The organism is Brevibacillus sp. SIMBA_040 (genome assembly GCF_046535075.1).
Lineage (GTDB): Bacteria > Bacillota > Bacilli > Brevibacillales > Brevibacillaceae > Brevibacillus.
Map to the genome: position 1 here is coordinate 181185 of NZ_JAWRXI010000007.1, position 20795 is coordinate 201979.

Sequence of the window (20795 nt, forward strand, 5' to 3'; positions counted from 1 at the left end):
TAGAAGTTAAGGCGTTACAGTTGCAGGTTCAACTGCTTCTGCCTCATATTCTGCCCATTCTGCTTCCATTTCTTTTTGCCATTTGTATTGCTCCAGCATGCTTTGTGCGAAAGGACGCATGAAGCCTTTGTCGCTAAAGCTGTTGATGGCTTTCTCATCCTTGTACAGCTGCTCAACAGTCACACCAGCATCTTTTGCTGGAACGCTGAACTTGGTAGCTTTACCGAAGTTATATGCGTATTGATCTGCTTCCAAGCCAATTGTCAGAGCTTGCTTCATGTCTTTTGTTTGGAATGTTACATTCAAAGAGCTTTTTTGGTGAACAGGCATTTTTGCACTGTCTACATAGAAGTCGAGATTCCAAGCCAGGTTTTGGAAGCCTTCTTTTTTCATTTCTTCTACGATTTTTTCAGGCGTGTAAATTTTGCCTGTTTCATCGAGCCATTGTTTCGCGGACTTCATGCCTTCAGAGATTGTTGCTTCTGCCAGTGCACGTTTCTCAGCTTCTGTTGTTTTACCCATTTCTGGATCGATTTCTTCAGCAAAAGTGTTGGTCAGAACCATAAAATCGATGGCAAATGCTTTCACGTCTTGGCTTGCTACAGCATCATTTGCTGTGAAGAAGAACATTTTAACCAGTTCTTTGGCGTCGATTTTGATCGCTACGTGTGTCGCATCTACTTTGTCACCGTTTGGCAGCGTTACTTTTTCTACGCCGAGATTTTTCGCGTCAGCCAGCTTGTAGCCGTATTTGCTCACGTATTTTTTGATGAAGTTCAACGTGAGATCGTTCATTTTGTCCTGGAACTCTTTCAGCTTGGCAGGGTTTACGCCCTCTGTGCTATTCATGCCGCCAAATGGGTTAGAGGCTGTAGCGTCAATAACCAAGTATTTGGAGTCCAATGGAGATTTTACATATAGTTTGTTGTCTGCAGCGATCAGCTCAGCGGACGCTTTTTTATCGCCAGTCCAAAGCTTGTTGTCGCGCAGCAGCTTGTCGTCATTAACTTCGAGCTGGAATTTTGCGTTATTCAGATCTTGCTGAGAGCCTTTGGCTGTTACGCCAGCTTTCAAAGCTGCCAGAAATGCCTGTCCCTCTTTATCTACCGCTGTTTCCCCGAATGCCGCTGGCAATTTTTCTACGTCACCTGTCAGCTTCAAGGTTCCTTGGAAATCGTAGTTTGGTTTATCTATCGATGCGACGATAGAGTCTCGCACCAAAGATGCTTCATTGGCACAACCTGTAAGCACGAGCATACCGGCAAGCAATAAAGCACTTCCCTTTTTCCACATATTGTGTTCCTCCCCTATGTAATATTTGTTTTAGTTCCCACAATGTAGTACGTCCGAGGTGAGAAAAGGTTTCGCAAATACGGAAAAAAATCGTCATTCGGGCAAAACAAGCCCCATTTTCGTGGTAAGATGAAAGGGAAAAGATGGTTTAGAAAAGAAAGGGCGTTTGTACCATGTGGTTGTGGCTTCAAAAGCTGATGAGTTATTTTCAGGGTGAAGCAGAACAAAGAGTGGAGGAAGAGATTCGTACTCCGGTAAATCCCGCTCCCCGTCAGCTCAAGGCAAAGACAAAAAACATTTACCCAAAAGAGCGGGCAAACAATCGTGATACGGACGACTTCAGATCCAGCAAGGAACGTCAATTCCGTTTTCCAGTAGTTCCAGATGCATATCAGCTGCCAAAGCGCAAAAATAAGGAAATGAAAAAAGGGAATACAGAAGGGACGAGTGAGCAAGCTTCCTATGAGCAGGAAAGAACTGTACAGACGCGGGAAACGCCCCGCGGTAACAGAGAGGCACGTGAGAATCGAGAGACACCTGTTGTACCAAAGGTAGAGCGAAAAGTAGAGAAGCAGTCTCCTGCTCGCTACGAACCGAATCGGGAGCAGGCCCGTCAGAGACCGGAAAGACAGGAAAGACCGATTGAGAAAATGGATCGCCCCACACTTTCAACGGAGGAAAAACGGTCGTATACACCGTCCGATATTATCTCGCCTGTTTATGGAAAGATTACGCCGGCTACTCGTGAGGTTGAGCATCGCATACATACGACCTCCGGCATCGTATACCCTCGTTTGGAGCAAGAAGAGCAACTCAATCAGATAAAGCTATGGGAAAAGGAGATCAGTGAGCGCTACTTCCCAGAAGAGCACGAGGAAAATGACTCGGCGCCGGACCAAGACAGACTGCTCCACGATCTGGGGGAAGAAGCCCGGAAAGAGGCTTTGCAAGCAGCAGCCGAAGTCGCACCAGCATCTGCGGCTGCGGGGGAGCTGACAGAGGTAGGTGCAGCAACGGAAGCAGTGGGAGAAACGCTGGAGGTAAGTGCACAGCTGTATGATGCGTCTCTTCCTGCTCTGGGACATGTGTCCGATGAGATGCGTGAGAGAGAAGCGGACGAGCCGCCGATTGAAGTAGAGTCTATTGAGGTAAGTGTGCAGCAAACAGGGACTATGGAAGTCCATGAAGCTGAGCCAGCCGCTCATCTCGAGCCGGCGGTTGAGACAAAAGAAGTTGAGCCAGTACTTCATCTCGAAACGGCGGAAGAGATCGAAGAAGTCGAGTCAGTAGCTCATATCGAGCCGACAGTAGAAATCGAAGAAGTCGAGCTAGCTGTTCACCTCGAATCAGCAGGAGATACCGAAGAAATTGAGCCAGCTGTTACAACCGTCATGTCATCCAGTGAACAAACGGAGCCGATTGCAGGAAAATCCGATACCTCAGCAACCGAAGTGAACACCGCTGCACCGTATTCAGCTGATGTCAATCGCTTGTTGGAACGAGCCGGGCTAGACCAGCAAATGGTTGTACAGGTATCGAACAGACCACTGGAATCCGTGAGTGAACCAGTGCGTGCAGCTGAGCCAGAGTGGGAGCAGCAGCCTGTACAAGAGCCTGAGCCTGAGCCTGAGAAGATAGTAAAACCACCATTCGTGATGCCGCAGCTGGAGCTGCTCAATCCGAGTCCGCCGCTAAGCGATGACGATGACGAGCACACCCAATTGCAAAAGCTTCTGTTGGAAGAGACGCTGTCCAATTTCAATGTGAGCGCACACGTTGTCGGGATTGTGAAGGGCCCCTCTGTTACGCGCTTTGAGCTGCAACCGGCACCAGGGGTTAAGGTTAACAAAATTACAAGTCTGGTTGATGACATCAAGCTGAATTTGGCTGCAAAGGATATTCGGATCGAGGCACCGATCCCAGGCCGCAATGCGATCGGGATTGAGGTACCTAATCTCTCGAGTCAGCCTGTAATGATTGAGAAGATTATTGGCTCCGATAAATTCCAGCAGCACAGCTCATCTTTGGCCGTGGCTCTGGGAATGGACATCGGCGGAGAGCCGATTATTGCGGATATCAAGAAAATGCCGCACGGGTTGATCGCAGGATCGACCGGTTCAGGAAAAAGCGTCTGCATCAATTCGATCATTGTCAGCTTGTTATACAAAGCGACTCCAGAGCAAGTGAGACTCTTGTTAATTGACCCGAAAATGGTTGAATTGGCTCCGTACAACCATTTGCCCCATCTGGTGACGCCTGTCGTGACGGAAGCAAAGCAGGCAACTGCTGCTCTCAAGTGGTGTGTCGAGGAAATGGAAAAACGCTACGCGCTCTTTGTGGATGCAGGTGTTCGAGATATCGATCGTTACAATCAGACGACAGATGACACACTTCCGTACATCGTGATTGTGATTGACGAGCTTGCTGATCTCATGATGGTTTCTCCGCAAGATGTGGAGGAGTGCATCATTCGTATCGCACAGAAGGCACGGGCCTGCGGTATCCATTTGCTACTGGCGACCCAGCGCCCATCTGTTGATGTCATTACGGGGAACATCAAAGCAAACGTTCCGACTCGTCTGGCATTTGCCGTTTTCTCGCAGGTCGATTCTCGCACGATTCTCGACCAATCGGGGGCGGAGAGATTGCTGGGTCGAGGCGACATGCTTTTCCTCGAAAGTGGTACAACGCCAGTGCGTCTGCAAGGGAATTTTGTCTCAGATGATGAGATTGAACGTATTACGCAGATGATTAAAAAGCAACGCAAGCCAGAGTATCTGTTCAGCAAAGAGGATTTGGAGCAGCAGGTCCAATCCTTTGATGCCGGAGATGACCCACTCTATTTCGAGGCGTTGGTATTTGTCGCAGAGCAAGGACAAGCATCCGCATCTGGTCTGCAACGCCGCTTCCGGGTGGGTTATAATCGAGCAGCGCGTTTGATCGAAATGATGGAAACAGACGGCTATGTTGCAGGGCAAAGTGGCGGCAAAGCGCGAGCGGTTCTGATTTCACTTGAGGATGCCAAAGCGGTAGTGGAAGGCTCGACTTTGGTCTAACGAGTCAGACAAGAAATGAAATAAAGAGTCTTACCACTGTGGTGAGGCTCTTTTTTGCGAAAATAAAAAATGATAAACAATTCCGATCAATGTACATGGGTAGTTGCCTAAATATTCGGAAAGGTAGTATGCTAGAAACAATGTCAAACATATAAAAAGGGAGGCATCATGGATTTCTTGGTGAAAAAGTATCAACCGATTAACGAAGAGCTCGTGCTGTTTAACGAGGAGCATTACTTGAGCGTAATAAAAGTACATATCGCGGATCTACAGACGTCAGAGAGAGAAGAGCTGTTTAACCATCTCTTTGTGTTTGCGAGCAATGACGTTGATTTAGAGATTGACGTCTCCGAAGAGCAGCATGGTACCTGGTATCTCCAAGTCCTGGTTCCTCATGTTCTGACATTGCCTGATGTTGCTGCGAAACGGATTGGCCGAGGAAAAGAACAGCTGGAGGCTCACTTGGCGAATCAACCTGTACAGCTGATACAAAATTTGCTTTTTGGTGAAGAAATTTACACGTATGTGAAAAGATATAACCCGAATATTGAAGTAGTCAGCAATTAGTTGAATACCAGGTTCGTACCCAATGAAATCTCCCGTTAAGAAGGGAGATTTTTTCTTTTTCAGAACATCTCTCCTTGTCTCTCGCTGCTTGGTAGGTGGGGCCAATTGAACGCATTTTATTTACGCTTACAAGAGTCGTAAAGCATGAGACAGCATCGTAATAATGAGTAAAGGATGTCCAAGACGTAATGTAGGAGATGCGGGCTCATGAAACGGTATGTCTACGTGTTGCTCATCGTTGTACTGATTGTCCTAAGTGCGATGACGATTTTCTTTTTTCAGCTCTATGCAAATGTAAAAGAGACAGCGAGCATGATTTACGAACCCCTGCCCCCAGAGACTACCCACGAAATCGAGTCCACATCAGCCCAGGCACTAGAGCAGCCCCCGGCTCCAAAGCCAGTACCAGAAGCCCATGCCAAAAGCGAGAAGAAGCCTCTTACCCTATTACTGTTTGGAGTAGACAAGCGAGAAGGAGACCAAGGAAGGTCCGACACGCTCATCTTGTTGACTATCAATCCTGAAAAAAAACAAACCTTGATGATGAGCATTCCCCGCGACACCCGAACTCAGATTGTGGACCGCAAACAGCCCGACAAGATCAATCATGCGTATCAAGCAGGGGGAATTGCTAGTACAGTGCGAACAGTCGAGCGTTTTTTGGATATTCCGATTGATTATTATGTAAAGGTGGAAATGGAGGGATTTTCGAATATCATTGACTCTCTTGGTGGCGTTACGGTTGACAACGCTTTTGCTTTTGATTATGAGGGCTACCAGTTTCCCAAAGGAACAAGTCATATGGATGGGCAAAAAGCATTGGCGTATGTCCGTATGCGTTACGATGATCCTGAGGGAGATTTTGGACGAAACAAGAGACAGCAGCAGGTCATTCGGGATTTAATGGATAAGGCAAAAGGAATCAGCACCGTCAACAAGCTCGACGATCTTTTATCCGTAGTAGGTACTAGCTTTAAGACAAATCTCACGTTTGAAAACATGAAAGAATTGATGCTTGATTACAAGAGTTCGTTGGAACAAATAGAAACGATTAGAGTAAACGGGGAGGGAGGAAAGATAAACGGCGTGTACTACTACCTCGTGTCCAATCAGGAACGGTTACGAATAAAAAAACAAGTCGAGGATTTCAAGAAAACTGTGACTTCCGATGCAGTCGTTGCTAGTGATAAGCCATAAGCCTTGTCTATGCTATTTATCCCACCCTTTCTACTATGAGAGAGGGTGGTTTATTTATTTCAATTTTAAGGGGTCGAAAGATACACGGAAAATATTTTAAAAAGAGAATAATTGATGATGAATCACTCATATTGTTTCATATAAACGCAAATGGACAGGAAACGATAGGTCCATAATGATAGTCCCATTTTCTTAAAAAGGGTGATTATTCCCCCAAAAAATGAAGCCTGCGCAAACATCACAAAAGTAAGAGGTGATTTGTTTGACAAGATTAGAAAAGGAGTCCTTTTCCTTATGAATCTCGAGTTCGTCATGGTAATTCTTCAAGCAATGCGGGCGCGCTGGATTCTGATGACAACGATTCCACTACTCTGTGTTGCGTGTGCAGCGTACATCAGCTATTTTGTGATGGTTCCCACTTACGAAGCAACTGCTACGATGCTGGTAAAGCCGCAAGAATTGGACAAACAGGATTTGTATAACAGCATCCTCAGCAACCAGCAGCTGATCAAAACGTATAGTGGGCTCATCCAAACTCGCAAAATTGCGCAGGATGTCATCCGCAAGCTGGACTTGTCCATCACCCCAGAAGACCTATTAAAACAGCTGGAAGTAAAAACATCCAATATTTCCTTCATTATTACTGTCACGTATACCGATCCCAATCCACTGCACGCTGTCCAAATCGTCAATGAAATCTCACGTTCCTTTTCACAAAACATCAATCTTTTTATGAACATTGATAACGTCATGATCGTCGATGAAGCAGAGTACAAAGAAGGAACGCTTCCTGTATCTCCAAAGCCGTACTTGAATATGGCCGCTGCGTTCTGTGCTGGTTTATTTATGGTTGTATTCCTGATCATTTTGATAGAAACCATTTCCACTGTGCAGAAAAAGCCCAAAAAGGCACGAGTGGAGGTTGCGCAGCTGGAAAGAGCCAATTATTCGTGAGGTGAATGGGCCATGAAGAAAAGAATTAAAAAGGCTGTGATCCCGGCAGCCGGACTCGGTACCCGATTTCTTCCCGCTACAAAAGCAATGCCCAAGGAGATGCTGCCGATTGTAGACAAGCCGACGATTCAGTACATCGTCGAGGAGGCGGTGCACTCAGGCATCGAAGATATCATTATTGTGACAGGGCGCAGCAAGCGTGCCATCGAGGATCATTTTGACAAAAATTACGAGCTGGAAATCAATTTGATGGAACGGGCCAAAACCGAATTGTACGAAATCGTGGAGGGCCTGACTAATTTAGTGGAGATTCATTATATTCGGCAAAAGGAAGCACTTGGATTGGGGCACGCCATCTGGTGCGCACGCAAATTTATCGGGGATGAGCCATTTGCTGTTTTGCTTGGAGACATGGTGATTGACAGCGAAGTCCCTTGCCTGAGACAGATGATGGACATTTACCAGCAGAAGCAAACGAGCATAATCGCAGTTGAAGCCATGGATTGGAACGAAGTGGATAAATACGGGGTGATCGACGGTATTCCGGTGGGGGAGAGATTGGACCTCATTCATAACCTGGTCGAAAAGCCTAAGAGCAACGCCCCCTCGAACCTGGCGATTATCGGCAGATACATTCTTGAACCACGCATCTTTGACATACTAGCTCGGACCAAGCCAGGGGTAGGTGGAGAAATTCAGCTCACGGATGCTTTGCAAATACTGGCTCAGGAGCAGGAAGTGCTCGCATACAGGTACGAAGGGACGCTGTACGATGTCGGCAGCAAGCTCGGGTTCCTGCGCGCAACAATAGAATTTGCCATGAAAAATGAGGAATTAAACAGGGAATTCGGACTGTATCTAGCGCAAATGAACAACCGCTATTTCGTGAATGATTGGAAACTACCCGTGTAATGGAGATTGTGAAGGATATGGAATTAATCCCAGTGAACAGACTGAGATCAAGCCGCTCCTTTTATACCAATTACTCGAAAAACGTGCTAGATTTCAGTTTTGCCCTGCTATTTTTCTTGCTCTTGATGCCTCTATTTCTCTTGGTGGCGATCGCGATTTCACTTGATTCTTCAGGTCCCGTCTTATTCCGGCAGAAGCGAGTAGGCAAGTACGGCAAAGAATTTACCATCTACAAGTTCCGTACCATGTATGTTGACTCTCCACAGGAGGGAGTATCGCCTTCCTCTGCGATGGACCCGCGCATTACCCGATTCGGGCGCCTATTGCGCAAGACCAGTATGGATGAGCTGCCTCAATTGATCAACATCCTCCGTGGCGAAATGAGCTTCGTCGGCCCCAGACCCGAGCAAAAAATGATTGTCGAGCAAGTGTACTCCTATTATGAAAAACAACGTTGGCTAGTCAAGCCGGGAATAACGGGTCTCTGGCAAATCAGCCCAGACCGGAATAAACCGATTCATGCCAACCTACACCATGACTTTTTGTATATACAAAACCTCTCATTTGCACTCGATGCCAAGATTGTATACAAGACCATTCGAGTCATCTTAAGGAGCAATACATGCTAGCACGCCTGACTTCTCTTGGAAAACAGCTCCCATTGTTGAAACATTCCTTAAACGGCCTGCTTTTCCGAAATACGCTCTGGATGCTTTTGGGGGACGGTATACGGCTGCTGCTGCAGATGGTGTACTTCGTCAGCATCGCCAGAACGTTGGGAGCGAGTGGCTACGGCTTGTTCATCGGGGTCGTGACCTTAGTCGCGATTTTGACCCCATTTTCCAGTCTTGGACGGGGCGAGCTGTTGGTCATGAACGTTTCAAGGGACAAAGAAGTGTTTCGAGAATACTTCGGAAATGCCTTGTTTATGACAGTCGTCTCGGGTATTGCCCTGACCGTGGTCGCGATTATGCTGGGTCGTTTCTTTCTCCCCGAGTCGATCAGCATGAGCATTATTTTGTGGGTGGCACTGTCCGATCTGATCATGTACAGGGTGCTTGAAATATGCGGGCAGGCGTACCAGGCTTTTGAACGGTTAAAACGAACGGCCCAGTTGAATATGCTGATGGGCGCAGTCAGGCTGGTAGGAGCTCTCGCACTACTGCTGGTTACAGCACAGCACAGCGTTTCAGAGTGGGCGATTCTTTACTTTTTGACAACGGCTGTAATGGCTCTTGCTGCGTTGGTACTTGTCGTTTATGAGCTGGGGAAGCCCAGCCTTCACTTGCAAAAAGTGTTTGCAGAGTGGAGGAGTGGAGCCTATTTTTCGATCAGCCAATCTTCCCTCGTCGTGTACTCGGATATTGGAAAAACGATTCTGGTCAAATTTGCGTCCCCGCAGCACGCTGGAATATATGCAGCAGCCAGCCGAATTGTCGATGTCACACTGTCACCCATTTATTCCTTGATGAGTGCCGCTTTTTCCCGGTTTTTTCAGGAGGGGAAGTCCGGCATTGGAGCGAGTGTCCGATACGCGAACAAGCTGCTATTGATCTCTCTCGTATATTCAGCCATTGCGTGGCTCGGATTGTATATGATCGCTCCGGTTTTGCCATGGGTTTTGGGAGAGGACTACAGCTTTGCAGTAGAGGCTGTTCAGTGGATGGCAGTGATTCCGCTCCTGAAAAGCTTGCACTTTTTCGCCGCAGATGCATTAACTGGTGCAGGCTTTCAAGGCTGGCGTTCTGCTATCCAGGTCTTTGTTGCCATTCTGGTTACCGGGCTGCATATTCTGATCGTCCCTCTGTTTTTGTGGAAGGGAGCAATTGTGGTCAGCCTCATCGGTGATATCTTACTGTGCTGTGGCTATTGGGGCGTGATCGGGTACCTGCAGCGCAAAGAGCGCGTCGTGAGGGTTACGGGACAATTGACCAACTAGGAGGTACCGTTTTGCAGGATGTAGTGATCCTAGAGACACGAGCCTCTGCCCAGAAAAATCATTATCGCGAGAGCAAAATTTTCGTGAGATTTGAACAAGGGTTCATCATCATTGCCCTCCTGCTGTTTTCCCAAGCGTTCTTCCCTTTTATTCAAGTGGGGCAGCCGGAAAATGTCATGGAAGGCAATGCCCTGCTTCAACTGCTTTGGAAGGTCATTTATGGTGTCGCCTTCGTCCTGATCCTGATCCAAAGGAAACGTGTACTCGCCATATTGACCCGAGACAAGCTCTCCCTCATGCTGCTGGCGCTCATAATGCTCTCGTTTCTATGGTCGCAAGCTCCTGATATTACGATACGGCGCAGCATCGCCTATTTCGGGACGACGCTCGTCGCGATTTACATGGCAGCACGCTTTACCTTGCGAGAGCAGTTTTTGATGGTGGTTTGGATGCTGTTGGGTGGCGCTGTGTGCAGTCTGATTGTCACGCTGGTGCTGCCCGATGTGGGAAAGATGCTGCACGAGGGAAGTATGGCTTGGCGCGGGATATACTCACACAAAAATCAATTAGGAAGACTCATGTGTCTGGGAGCTATCGTATGCTTCCTGATCATTATGATGAAGCAATGGCCGCGGTGGATCGGCTGGGGAGGATTCGCTTTATGCAGCAGCTTGCTAATCCTCTCGGAGTCTCGAACGGCAATCGTGGTTTTTGTTGTACTGCTCGGCTGTATTCCGTTTCTGTATTCCTTTCGCTGGAACGTTTATGCACAGCTCCTGCTCTGGATGTCTGCGATTATGCTAGGTGTGGTGTTTACCCTAGGCGTGGTCCCAAATGCTGAAATACTGCTTGAATCATTTGGGCGTGATATGACGCTGACGGGCAGGACGGAGCTATGGGCGACAGTCATTGAAATGATTCGCGAGCATCCATGGCTCGGCTATGGGTACAGCGGATTTTGGCTCGGATGGGATGGGGAGTCCGCTTATTTGTGGATGGTCTCCAACTGGAATCCACCCAACTCACACAACGGCTTTCTCGATGCTGCTCTCGATGTTGGTCTAGTCGGTTTAGTCATGATTCTAATCGGCTTCATTACCCGTTTGATCAAGGCGTTTCAATACATTCGCACCAAGCAAAGCTGGGAAAGCTTTTGGCCGCTGCTCTTTCTCATTTACATGATTGCAGGAAATTTGACAGAGACGTCGCTGCTGGATCATAACAGCTTCTTCTGGATTTTGTTCATCTCTTTTGGGTTCTCTTTTGCGGGTAAACATGAAGCTAGCAAAGCTCGTGAGCAAACGGCGTTAACCGTTGAGAAGGGAGGAAGGCGATGAGAGTAGCCGTTTGTGTCCTCACTTACAAGCGTCCTGATGGTCTGCGGAGGCTTTTGGATGGATTGGCCAGGCTGAGCTTCACCAAAACGCAGCCTTCAGATGTGAAGATCGTCGTGATTGACAATGATCCCGCCGCTAGTTCAGCTGGTGAATGCTCCAAGGTTCAAGCGAGCTATCCATGGGAGCTGGTATGGTACAACGAGAAACGCAGGGGGATCTCTTATGCCCGCAATGCGGCAGTAGAGCTGACTAGAGAGGGGCATGATTTTATCGCCTTCATCGATGACGATGAGATTCCCGAGCCGAGCTGGCTGGATGAGCTTCTTTCTGTCCAACAAATGTATCAGGCAGCCATTGTGACAGGACCGGTTTTGCCGGTGTATCCAGAGCACGCCCCGGTATGGAGTGTAAAAAGTGGATGCTATGAGCGTACTCGTCACCCGACTGGCTATGCGATGGACTTGGCGAGAACGGGCAATGTCCTGATCCATACAGAAGTATTTTCCAGAGGTGAAAATGGGTTTGATGAACGGTACGCCTTGTCGGGCGGCGAGGATACACACTTTTTCATGAGGGTGAAGGAGCAAGGCTTTGATATCGTTTGGGCAGATGAAGCGATCGTGCATGAATGGCTGCCAATGAGCAGGCTTAAAGTGAGCTGGTTGCTGCAACGAGCGTACAGGTCTGGGAATACCTACACCCTCTGTGAAAGAGACATCCGACCCAGTTTATTCAATCTCAGCATCCGCGCCATCAAAGGAGTGCTGCGTGTAGGGGGCGGACTCGTCGCTCTGTTTCCAGCTCTTTTATTCGGACGGATCGTTTTCATCAAAGTATTGCAAAGCATTTGTCTCGGAGTTGGGATGGTTATGGGGCTCATGGGCAGACGCTACGAGGAATATCAGCGGACACATGCTGTATAAGGGATTGTGACCGGAACAGGCGGGAGGAGCCTATATGAAAACGCTAATTACAGGCGCAGCCGGATTTCTCGGTTCGCATCTTGTCAAATCGCTGCTCGATAAAGGCAAGCAAGTGATCGGCATCGACAACCTATCCACCGGGAGACTGCATAATATCGAGGAGTGTCTGAGTCATCCCCTTTTTCAGTTTTATGAGTGCGATGTGGCAGATCCATCCACGCTTGAAAGAGAAGCGTTCAAGGGAGTGGCTGAAATCTATCATCTCGCCTCTCCAGCATCGCCGATTTTCTATCAAAATGCTCCATTCGATACGATAGCAGCCAATACAGTTGGTACACATCAGATGCTGGAGCTGGCAAGGAGAAATCGGGCCAAGCTTTTGTATGCGAGCACGAGCGAGGCATATGGTGATCCGACCCTGCATCCACAGCCGGAGGAGTATTGCGGCAATGTGAATACATGGGGACCGCGGGCTTGCTATGACGAAGCGAAGCGTTTGGGCGAAGTGATTTGCTATGAGTATTACCAGCGCTTTGAGGTGCAGGTAAAGGTCGCCCGCATTTTTAACACGTACTCGGCAGGACTGCGCAATGACGACGGGAGGGTGATTTCCAACTTTGTCACCCAGGCATTGACAGGTGAAGACATTACGGTGTATGGCGATGGCGGTCAGACGCGGTCCTTCTGCTATGTGGACGATAATATTCGCGGACTTCAGCTCATGATGGAAAAGGAAGCTGCGACGGGCGAGATCATCAATATTGGAAATCCAAACGAAATCTCCATTTTGGAGGTAGCCCGTCTGGTGAAGCAGCTGAGTCATTCCACGAGCAGAATTACCTTTCATCCGTTGCCGCTTGATGATCCCAAGGTACGGCGTCCTGTGATTGATAAGGCGAGGCAATTACTCGCATGGGAGCCAGAGGTCGATTTGGAGGAAGGGCTGAGTCGAACGATCGCGGCGTATCGAAATCAGCTGATTGTAAACTAGAGCAGCGAAAAAAGGGAGGGGGAGCAGCCAATGAATGTTGTATGCATTGGGGCTGGATATGTTGGCAGCGTAACGGGAGCTGCTTTTGCAGCAATTGGTCACCAAACGACCATTATTGATATAGACTCGAACAAGATCGAGCATTTAAACAGAGGGGAGAGTCCCATTTATGAGCCGGGTATGGAGCAATTACTCCCTGCTCTGATTGGGAAAGACCTGTTTGCGACCACAAGCTTTGAGGCAGTCGCAGAAGCACATGTCGTCTTTATTACGGTTGGAACCCCTTCCAAGGAGGATGGCACTGCTGATCTCGGCTATATCAAACTGGCGGCGCAGAAAATCGGACGGGCGTTATCCAAAGACAGGTTCACTGTCATCGTGAACAAATCGACGGTGCCAGTAGGGACGTCCGAGCTAGTAGCGTCTTTGATCGAAGAAGCTTCTGGTTTCGTAGCAGACGAGCAATTTACGGTGGTCAGCAACCCGGAGTTTTTGCGCGAGGGATACGCGCTGGAAGACGTTTTTTTCCCGGATCGGATCGTTGTTGGTACTTCTTCGCCACAGGGCCTTCAGGTGATGAGAGAGCTCTATCACAATCTCATCGAAAGAGTGGGGTACGATCAATTATCCGAATGGCTTCCGTTCCTGTACAATCGTCAGAATCCCAAGGCGATTTATTTTGAAACAGATGCCAAAAGCGCTGAATTGATCAAATATGCGGCCAATGCATTTTTGGCGGTAAAAATAAGCTACATCAATGAAATGGCGCGCTTGTGCGAGGTGCTAGGCGGAAACGTGCTTGATGTAGCAGAGGGCATGGGACTCGATACGCGAATTGGCAAAAAATTTTTGCAGGTATCGAGCGGCTGGAGCGGCAGCTGCTTTCCAAAGGACACCGCGGAGCTGCTCGCGACGAGTCAAAAGTACGGCAGCGAAATGATGGTAGTTAAGGCGGCAGTCGAGTCTAACGAGAGAATGCACCTGTATGTGGTGGAAAAGGTGATTCGCCAGCTGCAAGCGTTGAATGGGAAACGGATCGGGATTTTGGGACTCACGTTTAAGCCGGATACAGATGATGCGCGCAAGACACAGGCTGCAGCTATTGTTCGAAAATTGGTTGAGCTCGGGGCAAGCGTAAGTGTACATGATCCTCAAGGGATGGCGATGTTTCAATCACTGAACAGCCATCTGCCGATTGTTTATTGCCGCGAGCCGCTTGATACCGGGACGAGATCCGATGCCGTCATCCTCCTCACACATTGGCAGGAGTATCAGGAGCTGGATTGGGCAGCGATGTATTCCGTGATGCGGCGTCCATATGTGCTCGATACGCGCAACTATCTTGATTCAGCAAGACTGAAAGCCCTTGGCTTTGCCTACGAGGGTCTTGGCTTGGCTACGAATACGCTGACTCTAGCGGGAGATGGTGTGGTGGGGGGATGAAAGAAGACCAGGTGCGAATGACGCGTCGGAAATTTCTGAAGTACGCTGCGTTATCGAGCATGCTGTTTTCGGTCGGAAATATCCCTTTATGGCATAACCAGTGGAAATTGAACAGTGCATCGCCGGCGCTGGCTCTACGGGAGCGAGAGACATTTCCGCGAAAGCCGGTAATTGCAGATGAAAATAAAAAGCTAGGAGACGCAGACTGGAGAGCCACCAAGCCTGCTGCAGGTGCGATTGCCGGATACGCATCTACCACGAGTGCCATGGCTGGCGAAACAATTGTTTTCTATATTAGTACGAGAACGAGCGGCATCCGGTACAGACTGGATGTATTCCGGCTCGGATATTACCAAGGAAAGGGTGCGAGACTGCACCATACCAAGTCGGAGCTGGTCGGACAGGCACAAGGATGGTGGTCCAAAAAGGAAGGGCGGCACGGACTGCCACAGCCTGATCCAAAAACGAAGTTGCTGCATCTGGAATGGGAGCCATCCTATTCATTGAAGATTCCAGAAGATTGGGTAACGGGATTTTATATCGTCCGCATGACTGATGCGGAAGGATTTCAGTCCTATATTCCCTTTCTGATTCGGGATGAACAGCATGAACATGACTTCATGGTGCAGTCGGCGGTCACCACCTGGCATGCGTACAGTGCCTGGGGTGGTTATGGATACTACGGTCACTATGACGAAAAGACATTTGAATATATCGACTACGATACAGATCGAAAAAACGTTGCGGTGGCGATCTCCTATAACCGGCCGTACGAGCAGTATCACGGCTCCGGTGATTTGTATCTGGAGTATCCGAGCGTGTATTGGCTGGAGTCAAAAGGCTACGACATCGGCTATGTGACCAATATCGATATACATTTGGGACGAGTAAAATGGCGGCCCAAGGGATTCGTCTCGCTCGGACATGACGAGTATTACTCGCGCCAAATGCGTCATTACGTGGAGAACCTGCGTGATCAGGGCGTGCACCTGGCTTACTTGGGAGCAAACAATATTTTTTGGCAAGTCCGCTTTGAGGACGAAAAGGGAAGAATTCTTGCCGATGACGAGGAGCCGCGCTTTCAAATCTGCTACAAGTATAGGGCAATCCAAGAGGACCCGACACAGCATCGCAAGCTGGTCACGACGGAGTGGCGCAATCTGAATGAACCAGAAAATCAGCTGCTTGGCCAAATGTATGACGGACTCGTGTATACCGGACCAGACTGGGTGGTAAGCCAGCCGGGACATTGGCTGTATAAAGGGCTGGATGTTAAGGCGGGGGATAGGGTGAAGCATTTGATCGGGTGGGAGTACGACTCCGTGAAAAATCATATTTTTACCCCATCCAATCTGGAAATCATCGCCGCCTCTCCGCTAGTGAATACAGCAGGGGATGAAGCGGTCGCGCATACGACGATATATCGCTACTGGACAGATGCGATTGTGTTTGACGCGGGTACAATTTATTGGTGCTTTGGACTTGCCAATCCGTGGAATGACGAACGAGGCAGTGTGAGTGAAATCATCCAGGGAGTAACGGCAAATTTGTTGGAGCGTTTTGTCCAGCCAACGTAAAAGGAGAAAAATGATGATAAAGGATATGGAAAGACTATTGTATCGGCGGCAATTTGTCATAGGTACGAGGTACATGGAGCGCAGCGGATGGCAGCGGATACAGCTCGATCAGGAGCTGTTCCTCTCTGTCCACCCTGATCTGGATGTGATTCAATCCAATCGTCATGGCTTTCAATTAATCGTACTCGGATACATGATCGATCCTTATCATCCGGAGTGGTCGAATGAAGCGATATTGAACGATATTCATCAAAAATGTACTTCGTTTGACCAACTCTTGGTGGGGGTAGAGCACTGTGGCGGCAGGTGGATACTCATCTATCAAGATGAAACACAGATCAAGCTGCTGACAGATGCATGCGGGATGAGGCAAGTCTTTTATTCCATGCAGCCAGATGGTGTCTGGTGCGCATCGCAGGCATCTACGCTTGCTTCTTTGATAGGAGCAGAACTGGATGACAACGAGGAGCTGCAGACGTTTGTCCAGTCGGCAGAATATCGGGCGATGGAGCAACTGTGGCCAGGGGACGGCTCTATTTATAAGGAGATCAAACATTTGACCCCCAATCATTTTCTTGATGTCAAAAAGGGGGTGATCACACGCTATTGGCCCCTCTCTAAACTAGAGCCAATCGGGGTAGAGGAGGCAGTCGAAGGTGCGGTAGAAATGTTGAAAGGCTCTCTGCGCGCCATTGCCAACCGCTCGCGCGTGATGCTCCCGGTCACAGCTGGTCTGGATAGCCGGATTTTGCTCGCCGCCAGCAAAGATGTTAGTGATGAGGTACATTACTACATCGCGCTTCATTCCGGTTTGTCAGAAAACGCGACAGATGTCAGGGTTCCAGCGGCCTTGTTTAGAGCACTTGAAAAAACTTTTCATATCCATCCCGCTTTAGACAAAGTGGATGAGGAATTCGTGCGAATCAATCAACTGAGCACTCAGCTGCGCGATTTACCCAAGTCGCAAATCTTTTACCAGCACTATCTTCACGCAGAGGAACGGATAAACATCAGCGGAAACTATAGCGAGATCGCCAGAGAGGTTTATTACGATTACCATCCGAACCGGAAAGTAGATAGTCGGTTCCTGTCACGCAATATCAAGCTAGGGGAGCATGCCTATGTACGCCGATGCTATGAGGAGTGGCTCGATCCGATCAGATCATATGAGGAGAAATTCGGAATCAGGCTGCTTACGTTGTTTGAGTGGGAGCAGCTATACGGAAGATGGGGAGCCATTCACGCCGCTGAACAAGATATTGCGATTGAAGAATTCAGCCCGTTCAACAACCGCAAGCTGCTCGTGACACTGCTTTCGGTCGAACACGACTATGGCACACGCAATCATCTGTACCGCAAGATGATCATGCAGATGTGGCCAGAAACCTTGGGTGCACCAATCAATCCGCTGCCGCTACACAAATTTCTCAGACATTGCGGAAAAGAGGTATTGCGAGGATCGCTTTACTATGGCTATCAAATGCTAAAAGCTATCAGTGGTCAAGGTATCCGCAAGCGAAAGGAGGGGACGACGTGAGGCAGGGGAATAAGCGGCACCGAGTAGCCATTTTGTACAAGTCTTTGCCACAGTATCGACGCCGGTTTTATGAGCTGTTAAAAGAACGGCTGGAAGAGCGCGGCATTGAGTTTATTCTAATTTACGGGCAGCCAGCACACTCGGAAGCGGTCAAAAAGGATTCGATCGAGCTGGACTGGGCACACAAGATTGAGAACAGGATTTTTCGGCTCGGTTCGCGTGAGCTGTACTGGCAGCCATGCACCTCCTTGTTGAAAGAGACGGACCTGGTGATCGTTGAGCAAGCGAGCAAGCTGCTCATCAATTACTATCTCATGCTCCAGAATCAGCTCGGGATTCGGCGGATTGCTTTTTGGGGCCACGGGCGTAATTTACAAGCGCACAACGCGAGCTGGACTGGTGAGCGGGTAAAAGCATGGCTATCAAAGCGTGTGCATTGGTGGTTTGCCTACAATGATTTAAGTGCCAGAATTGTCAGGGAGCTAGGCTTTCCGGAAGAGAAAATCACCTCTGTGCAAAATGCAATCGATACCCACCAGCTTGTGGGGGCGAGCGAAGCGTGGAAGCCGGAGGATCTTGCGGCTTTTAAACAATCAATAGGGATTACCGGGGATCATGTTTGCTTGTACACGGGTGGAATTTACCCAGAGAAACGAATTCCCTTTCTATTAAAAGCATGCAGCAGGATACGCGAGCTAGTCCCTGACTTTCAGATGATTTTTATCGGAGCAGGTGTGGACGATTCCCTCGTACAAGAGGCAGCCAGCCAACATTCATGGATGAAATATATCGGCCCCAAGTTTGAAACCGAAAAGGTACCTTATTTCAAAATATCCAAGCTGTTTCTCATGCCTGGTCTGGTCGGACTCGCGGTACTGGATACATTCGCGCTCGGGGTTCCGCTCGTCACGACCAAGCTTGATTATCATAGTCCAGAAATCGAATATCTCGTCAATGGAGAAAACGGTGTGATGCAGAATGATCCAGAAGATTTGGAAGCTTATGCACAAACCGTGGCGCAACTTTTGACAGATAAACAAAAACTGCGTGTCCTGCAAGAGGGATGCCAGAGGGCAAAACTCACCTACACGATCGAGGAAATGGCAGATCGGTTTGCCCAAGGGATTGGTCAGGCGATTGGCACCCGAAATCCCGGTACACCCCACGTATCTAAGGAGGAGCAAATATGGCAGTCGTAATCGTAACCGGTTCAGCCGGGTTGATCGGATCAGAGACAGCAGCTTTTTACGCTGAAAGTGGCTACCAGGTAGTCGGGATTGACAACAATATGAGGCAAACCTTTTTTGGGGAGGAAGGCTCCACGCTTTGGAATCGCTCCCGCCTCATGGAGCGATATCGCAGCAACTATGAGCATTACGATGCTGACATCCGCAACCCGGATGAGCTGGAACGCATTTTTGCACGATACGGGCAAGAGATTGTACTGATCGTGCATACGGCAGCGCAGCCTTCTCACGACTGGGCAGCCAAGGACCCGATTACGGACTTCGGGGTGAATGCCAACGGTACTCTCCACTTATTAGAAGCGACACGAAAATATTGTCCGGGCGCTGTGTTTGTTTTCACATCGACAAACAAAGTATATGGCGATGCCCCGAATCGACTGCCATTGGTTGAGCAAGAAACCCGCTGGAAGATTGCCCCTGCGCACCCGTATCAAAACGGAATCAAGGAAGACATGAGTGTGGATCAAAGTATGCACTCGCTCTTTGGGGCTTCCAAGCTGGCCGCTGATATTCTGGTACAAGAATACGGGCGGTACTTCGGAATCAGGACCGTTTGCTTCCGTGGAGGGGTATTGAGCGGCTCCAGACAAGCAGGCGTCCCGCTGCACGGATTTATCAATTACTTGATGAAGTGTGCGATGACGGGTACTCCCTATACGATCTTTGGATACAAGGGAAAGCAAGTGCGTGATGTGATTCATGCGCATGATGTTGTTCGCGCTATACACGCCGTATACACGCATCCACCAGCTCCCGGAGAGGTGTACAATTTGGGAGGTGGCGTGTACTCCAACATCTCCGTGCTTGAAGCCATCCGTATGGTAGAGGATGAGACGGGCAGAGCGATTGATTTTGGGTACAGTGAGCAGCATCGTTCTGGCGATCATATTTGGTATGTGAGTAGCCTGGAAAAGTTCATGGCCCATTATCCTCAGTGGAGTATTCAATATTCCATCAAGATGATTTTGGAGGAAATTTATCAAGAGAACAAAGAGCGCTGGAGTGTGAGGCCATGATTGATTATGGTGTACATCCTGTTCTCGGGGTGAGGATTGCTGCAGTCGATTACGCTTGTGCGGTGGAAAAGATAGTGGCGCACGCCAAAGAGGGTGAGCCGTATGCGGTGACGGCGCTGGCTGTGCATGGAGTCATGACAGGCTTTTTGGACAGCGTACACCAGCGCAGGCTGAACGGATTGGATTTGGTTGTCCCTGATGGCCAGCCCGTGCGCTGGGGCATCTCTTTGTTGCATAAAATCAGCTTGCCTGATCGCGTATACGGCCCAGAGCTGACGCTGCGGCTGATGAGTGCAGCAGCAGAAGAACAGCTGCCCGTCTTTTTATACGGCAGCACCGAAAAGACGATCAAGCTTCTGGCCGAGCGCTTGTGTGAAAAATATCCGGGGCTGATCATAGCGGGCATGGAGCCATCCAAATTCCGGCGGCTGACAGCAATTGAGCAGCAGGAAGTCGTCGCGCAGATCAAGGCGAGCGCAGCCAAAATGGTTCTCGTCGGTCTTGGCTGTCCGCGCCAGGAAACGTGGGTGTACGAGTATCGCAACAAGCTCCCCATGCCGTTAATTGCGGTAGGAGCTGCCTTTGATTTTCACGCTGGACTCTTGCCACAAGCCCCCGCATGGATGCAAAAGCGAGGGCTGGAATGGCTGTTTCGAATGATCAAAGAGCCAAAGCGGCTTTGGCGTCGGTACCTCTTTTTAAATCCGCTCTATTTGTTCAACCTGTTTGCTGAGAGGCTGGGAATGAAACGGATTCCGGTTTTGTTGCCGGATCACAATGAAAAAGAGGAGTCGTATGGATAAAAG

General features: G+C 49.0%; 17 protein-coding genes. 16 read left to right on the plus strand and 1 reads right to left on the minus strand.

The features are described 5' to 3' along the window. Positions 1-6: 6 nt before the first annotated feature. Entirely contained in the window at positions 7-1293 is a 1287-nt protein-coding gene (locus tag SB752_RS13895; RefSeq protein WP_410716221.1) for a hypothetical protein, read from the minus strand. Positions 1294-1466: 173 nt separating this feature from the next. Here SB752_RS13895 and SB752_RS13900 point away from each other — a divergent pair, with 173 nt between their 5' ends. The 16 genes from SB752_RS13900 (at position 1467) to SB752_RS13975 (ending at position 20792) form a co-directional block, all read left to right on the plus strand. Continuing rightward, entirely contained in the window at positions 1467-4349 is a 2883-nt protein-coding gene (locus SB752_RS13900) for a DNA translocase FtsK (protein ID WP_410716222.1), read from the plus strand. Between the two features lie 168 nt (positions 4350-4517). Next, positions 4518-4916 (plus strand): hypothetical protein, encoded by a 399-nt coding sequence (locus SB752_RS13905; protein ID WP_410716223.1) that lies wholly within the window; start codon positions 4518-4520, stop codon positions 4914-4916. A 207-nt stretch (positions 4917-5123) separates the two neighbouring features. After that, positions 5124-6113: an LCP family glycopolymer transferase gene (locus SB752_RS13910; RefSeq protein WP_410716224.1), complete on the plus strand. Its 990-nt coding sequence runs from the start codon at positions 5124-5126 to the stop codon at positions 6111-6113. Positions 6114-6407: 294 nt separating this feature from the next. Further along, a complete protein-coding gene (locus tag SB752_RS13915) occupies positions 6408-7067 on the plus strand; it encodes a YveK family protein (RefSeq protein ID WP_410716225.1) in 660 nt (219 codons plus the stop codon). Between the two features lie 12 nt (positions 7068-7079). Continuing rightward, a complete protein-coding gene (galU, locus tag SB752_RS13920) occupies positions 7080-7979 on the plus strand; it encodes a UTP--glucose-1-phosphate uridylyltransferase GalU (protein ID WP_410716226.1) in 900 nt (299 codons plus the stop codon). 17 nt (positions 7980-7996) lie between these two features. Next, positions 7997-8608, plus strand: coding sequence for a sugar transferase (locus tag SB752_RS13925; protein ID WP_410716227.1), 612 nt, complete (start codon positions 7997-7999; stop codon positions 8606-8608). Continuing rightward, a complete protein-coding gene (locus tag SB752_RS13930; RefSeq protein ID WP_410716228.1) occupies positions 8602-9918 on the plus strand; it encodes a lipopolysaccharide biosynthesis protein in 1317 nt (438 codons plus the stop codon). The genes SB752_RS13925 and SB752_RS13930 overlap by 7 nt, the downstream gene beginning before the upstream one ends. 11 nt (positions 9919-9929) lie before the next feature. Continuing rightward, positions 9930-11255 carry an O-antigen ligase family protein gene (locus SB752_RS13935; protein ID WP_410716229.1) on the plus strand — a complete coding sequence of 442 codons (1326 nt, stop codon included), beginning with the start codon at positions 9930-9932 and terminating at the stop codon, positions 11253-11255. Next, positions 11252-12178: a glycosyltransferase family 2 protein gene (locus tag SB752_RS13940; protein WP_410716230.1), complete on the plus strand. Its 927-nt coding sequence runs from the start codon at positions 11252-11254 to the stop codon at positions 12176-12178. Before SB752_RS13935 ends, SB752_RS13940 begins: the two co-directional genes overlap by 4 nt. Positions 12179-12212: 34 nt before the next feature. Further along, positions 12213-13169, plus strand: a complete 957-nt coding sequence (locus tag SB752_RS13945; RefSeq protein ID WP_410716231.1) for an NAD-dependent epimerase/dehydratase family protein — start codon at positions 12213-12215, stop codon at positions 13167-13169. Between the two features lie 30 nt (positions 13170-13199). Continuing rightward, a complete protein-coding gene (locus SB752_RS13950) occupies positions 13200-14612 on the plus strand; it encodes a UDP-glucose dehydrogenase family protein (protein ID WP_410716232.1) in 1413 nt (470 codons plus the stop codon). Then, positions 14609-16189, plus strand: coding sequence for a N,N-dimethylformamidase beta subunit family domain-containing protein (locus SB752_RS13955; RefSeq protein ID WP_410716233.1), 1581 nt, complete (start codon positions 14609-14611; stop codon positions 16187-16189). The genes SB752_RS13950 and SB752_RS13955 overlap by 4 nt, the downstream gene beginning before the upstream one ends. A 13-nt stretch (positions 16190-16202) precedes the next feature. Further along, positions 16203-17726, plus strand: coding sequence for an asparagine synthetase B family protein (locus tag SB752_RS13960; protein ID WP_410716234.1), 1524 nt, complete (start codon positions 16203-16205; stop codon positions 17724-17726). After that, the gene (locus SB752_RS13965; RefSeq protein ID WP_410716235.1) at positions 17723-18925 is read left to right on the plus strand and encodes a glycosyltransferase family 4 protein; all 1203 of its coding nucleotides are present in this window, start codon (positions 17723-17725) and stop codon (positions 18923-18925) included. Before SB752_RS13960 ends, SB752_RS13965 begins: the two co-directional genes overlap by 4 nt. Next, positions 18913-19989 (plus strand): NAD-dependent epimerase/dehydratase family protein, encoded by a 1077-nt coding sequence (locus SB752_RS13970; protein WP_410716236.1) that lies wholly within the window; start codon positions 18913-18915, stop codon positions 19987-19989. The genes SB752_RS13965 and SB752_RS13970 overlap by 13 nt, the downstream gene beginning before the upstream one ends. Further along, positions 19986-20792 (plus strand): WecB/TagA/CpsF family glycosyltransferase, encoded by an 807-nt coding sequence (locus tag SB752_RS13975; RefSeq protein ID WP_410716237.1) that lies wholly within the window; start codon positions 19986-19988, stop codon positions 20790-20792. The genes SB752_RS13970 and SB752_RS13975 overlap by 4 nt, the downstream gene beginning before the upstream one ends. Positions 20793-20795: the final 3 nt, after the last annotated feature.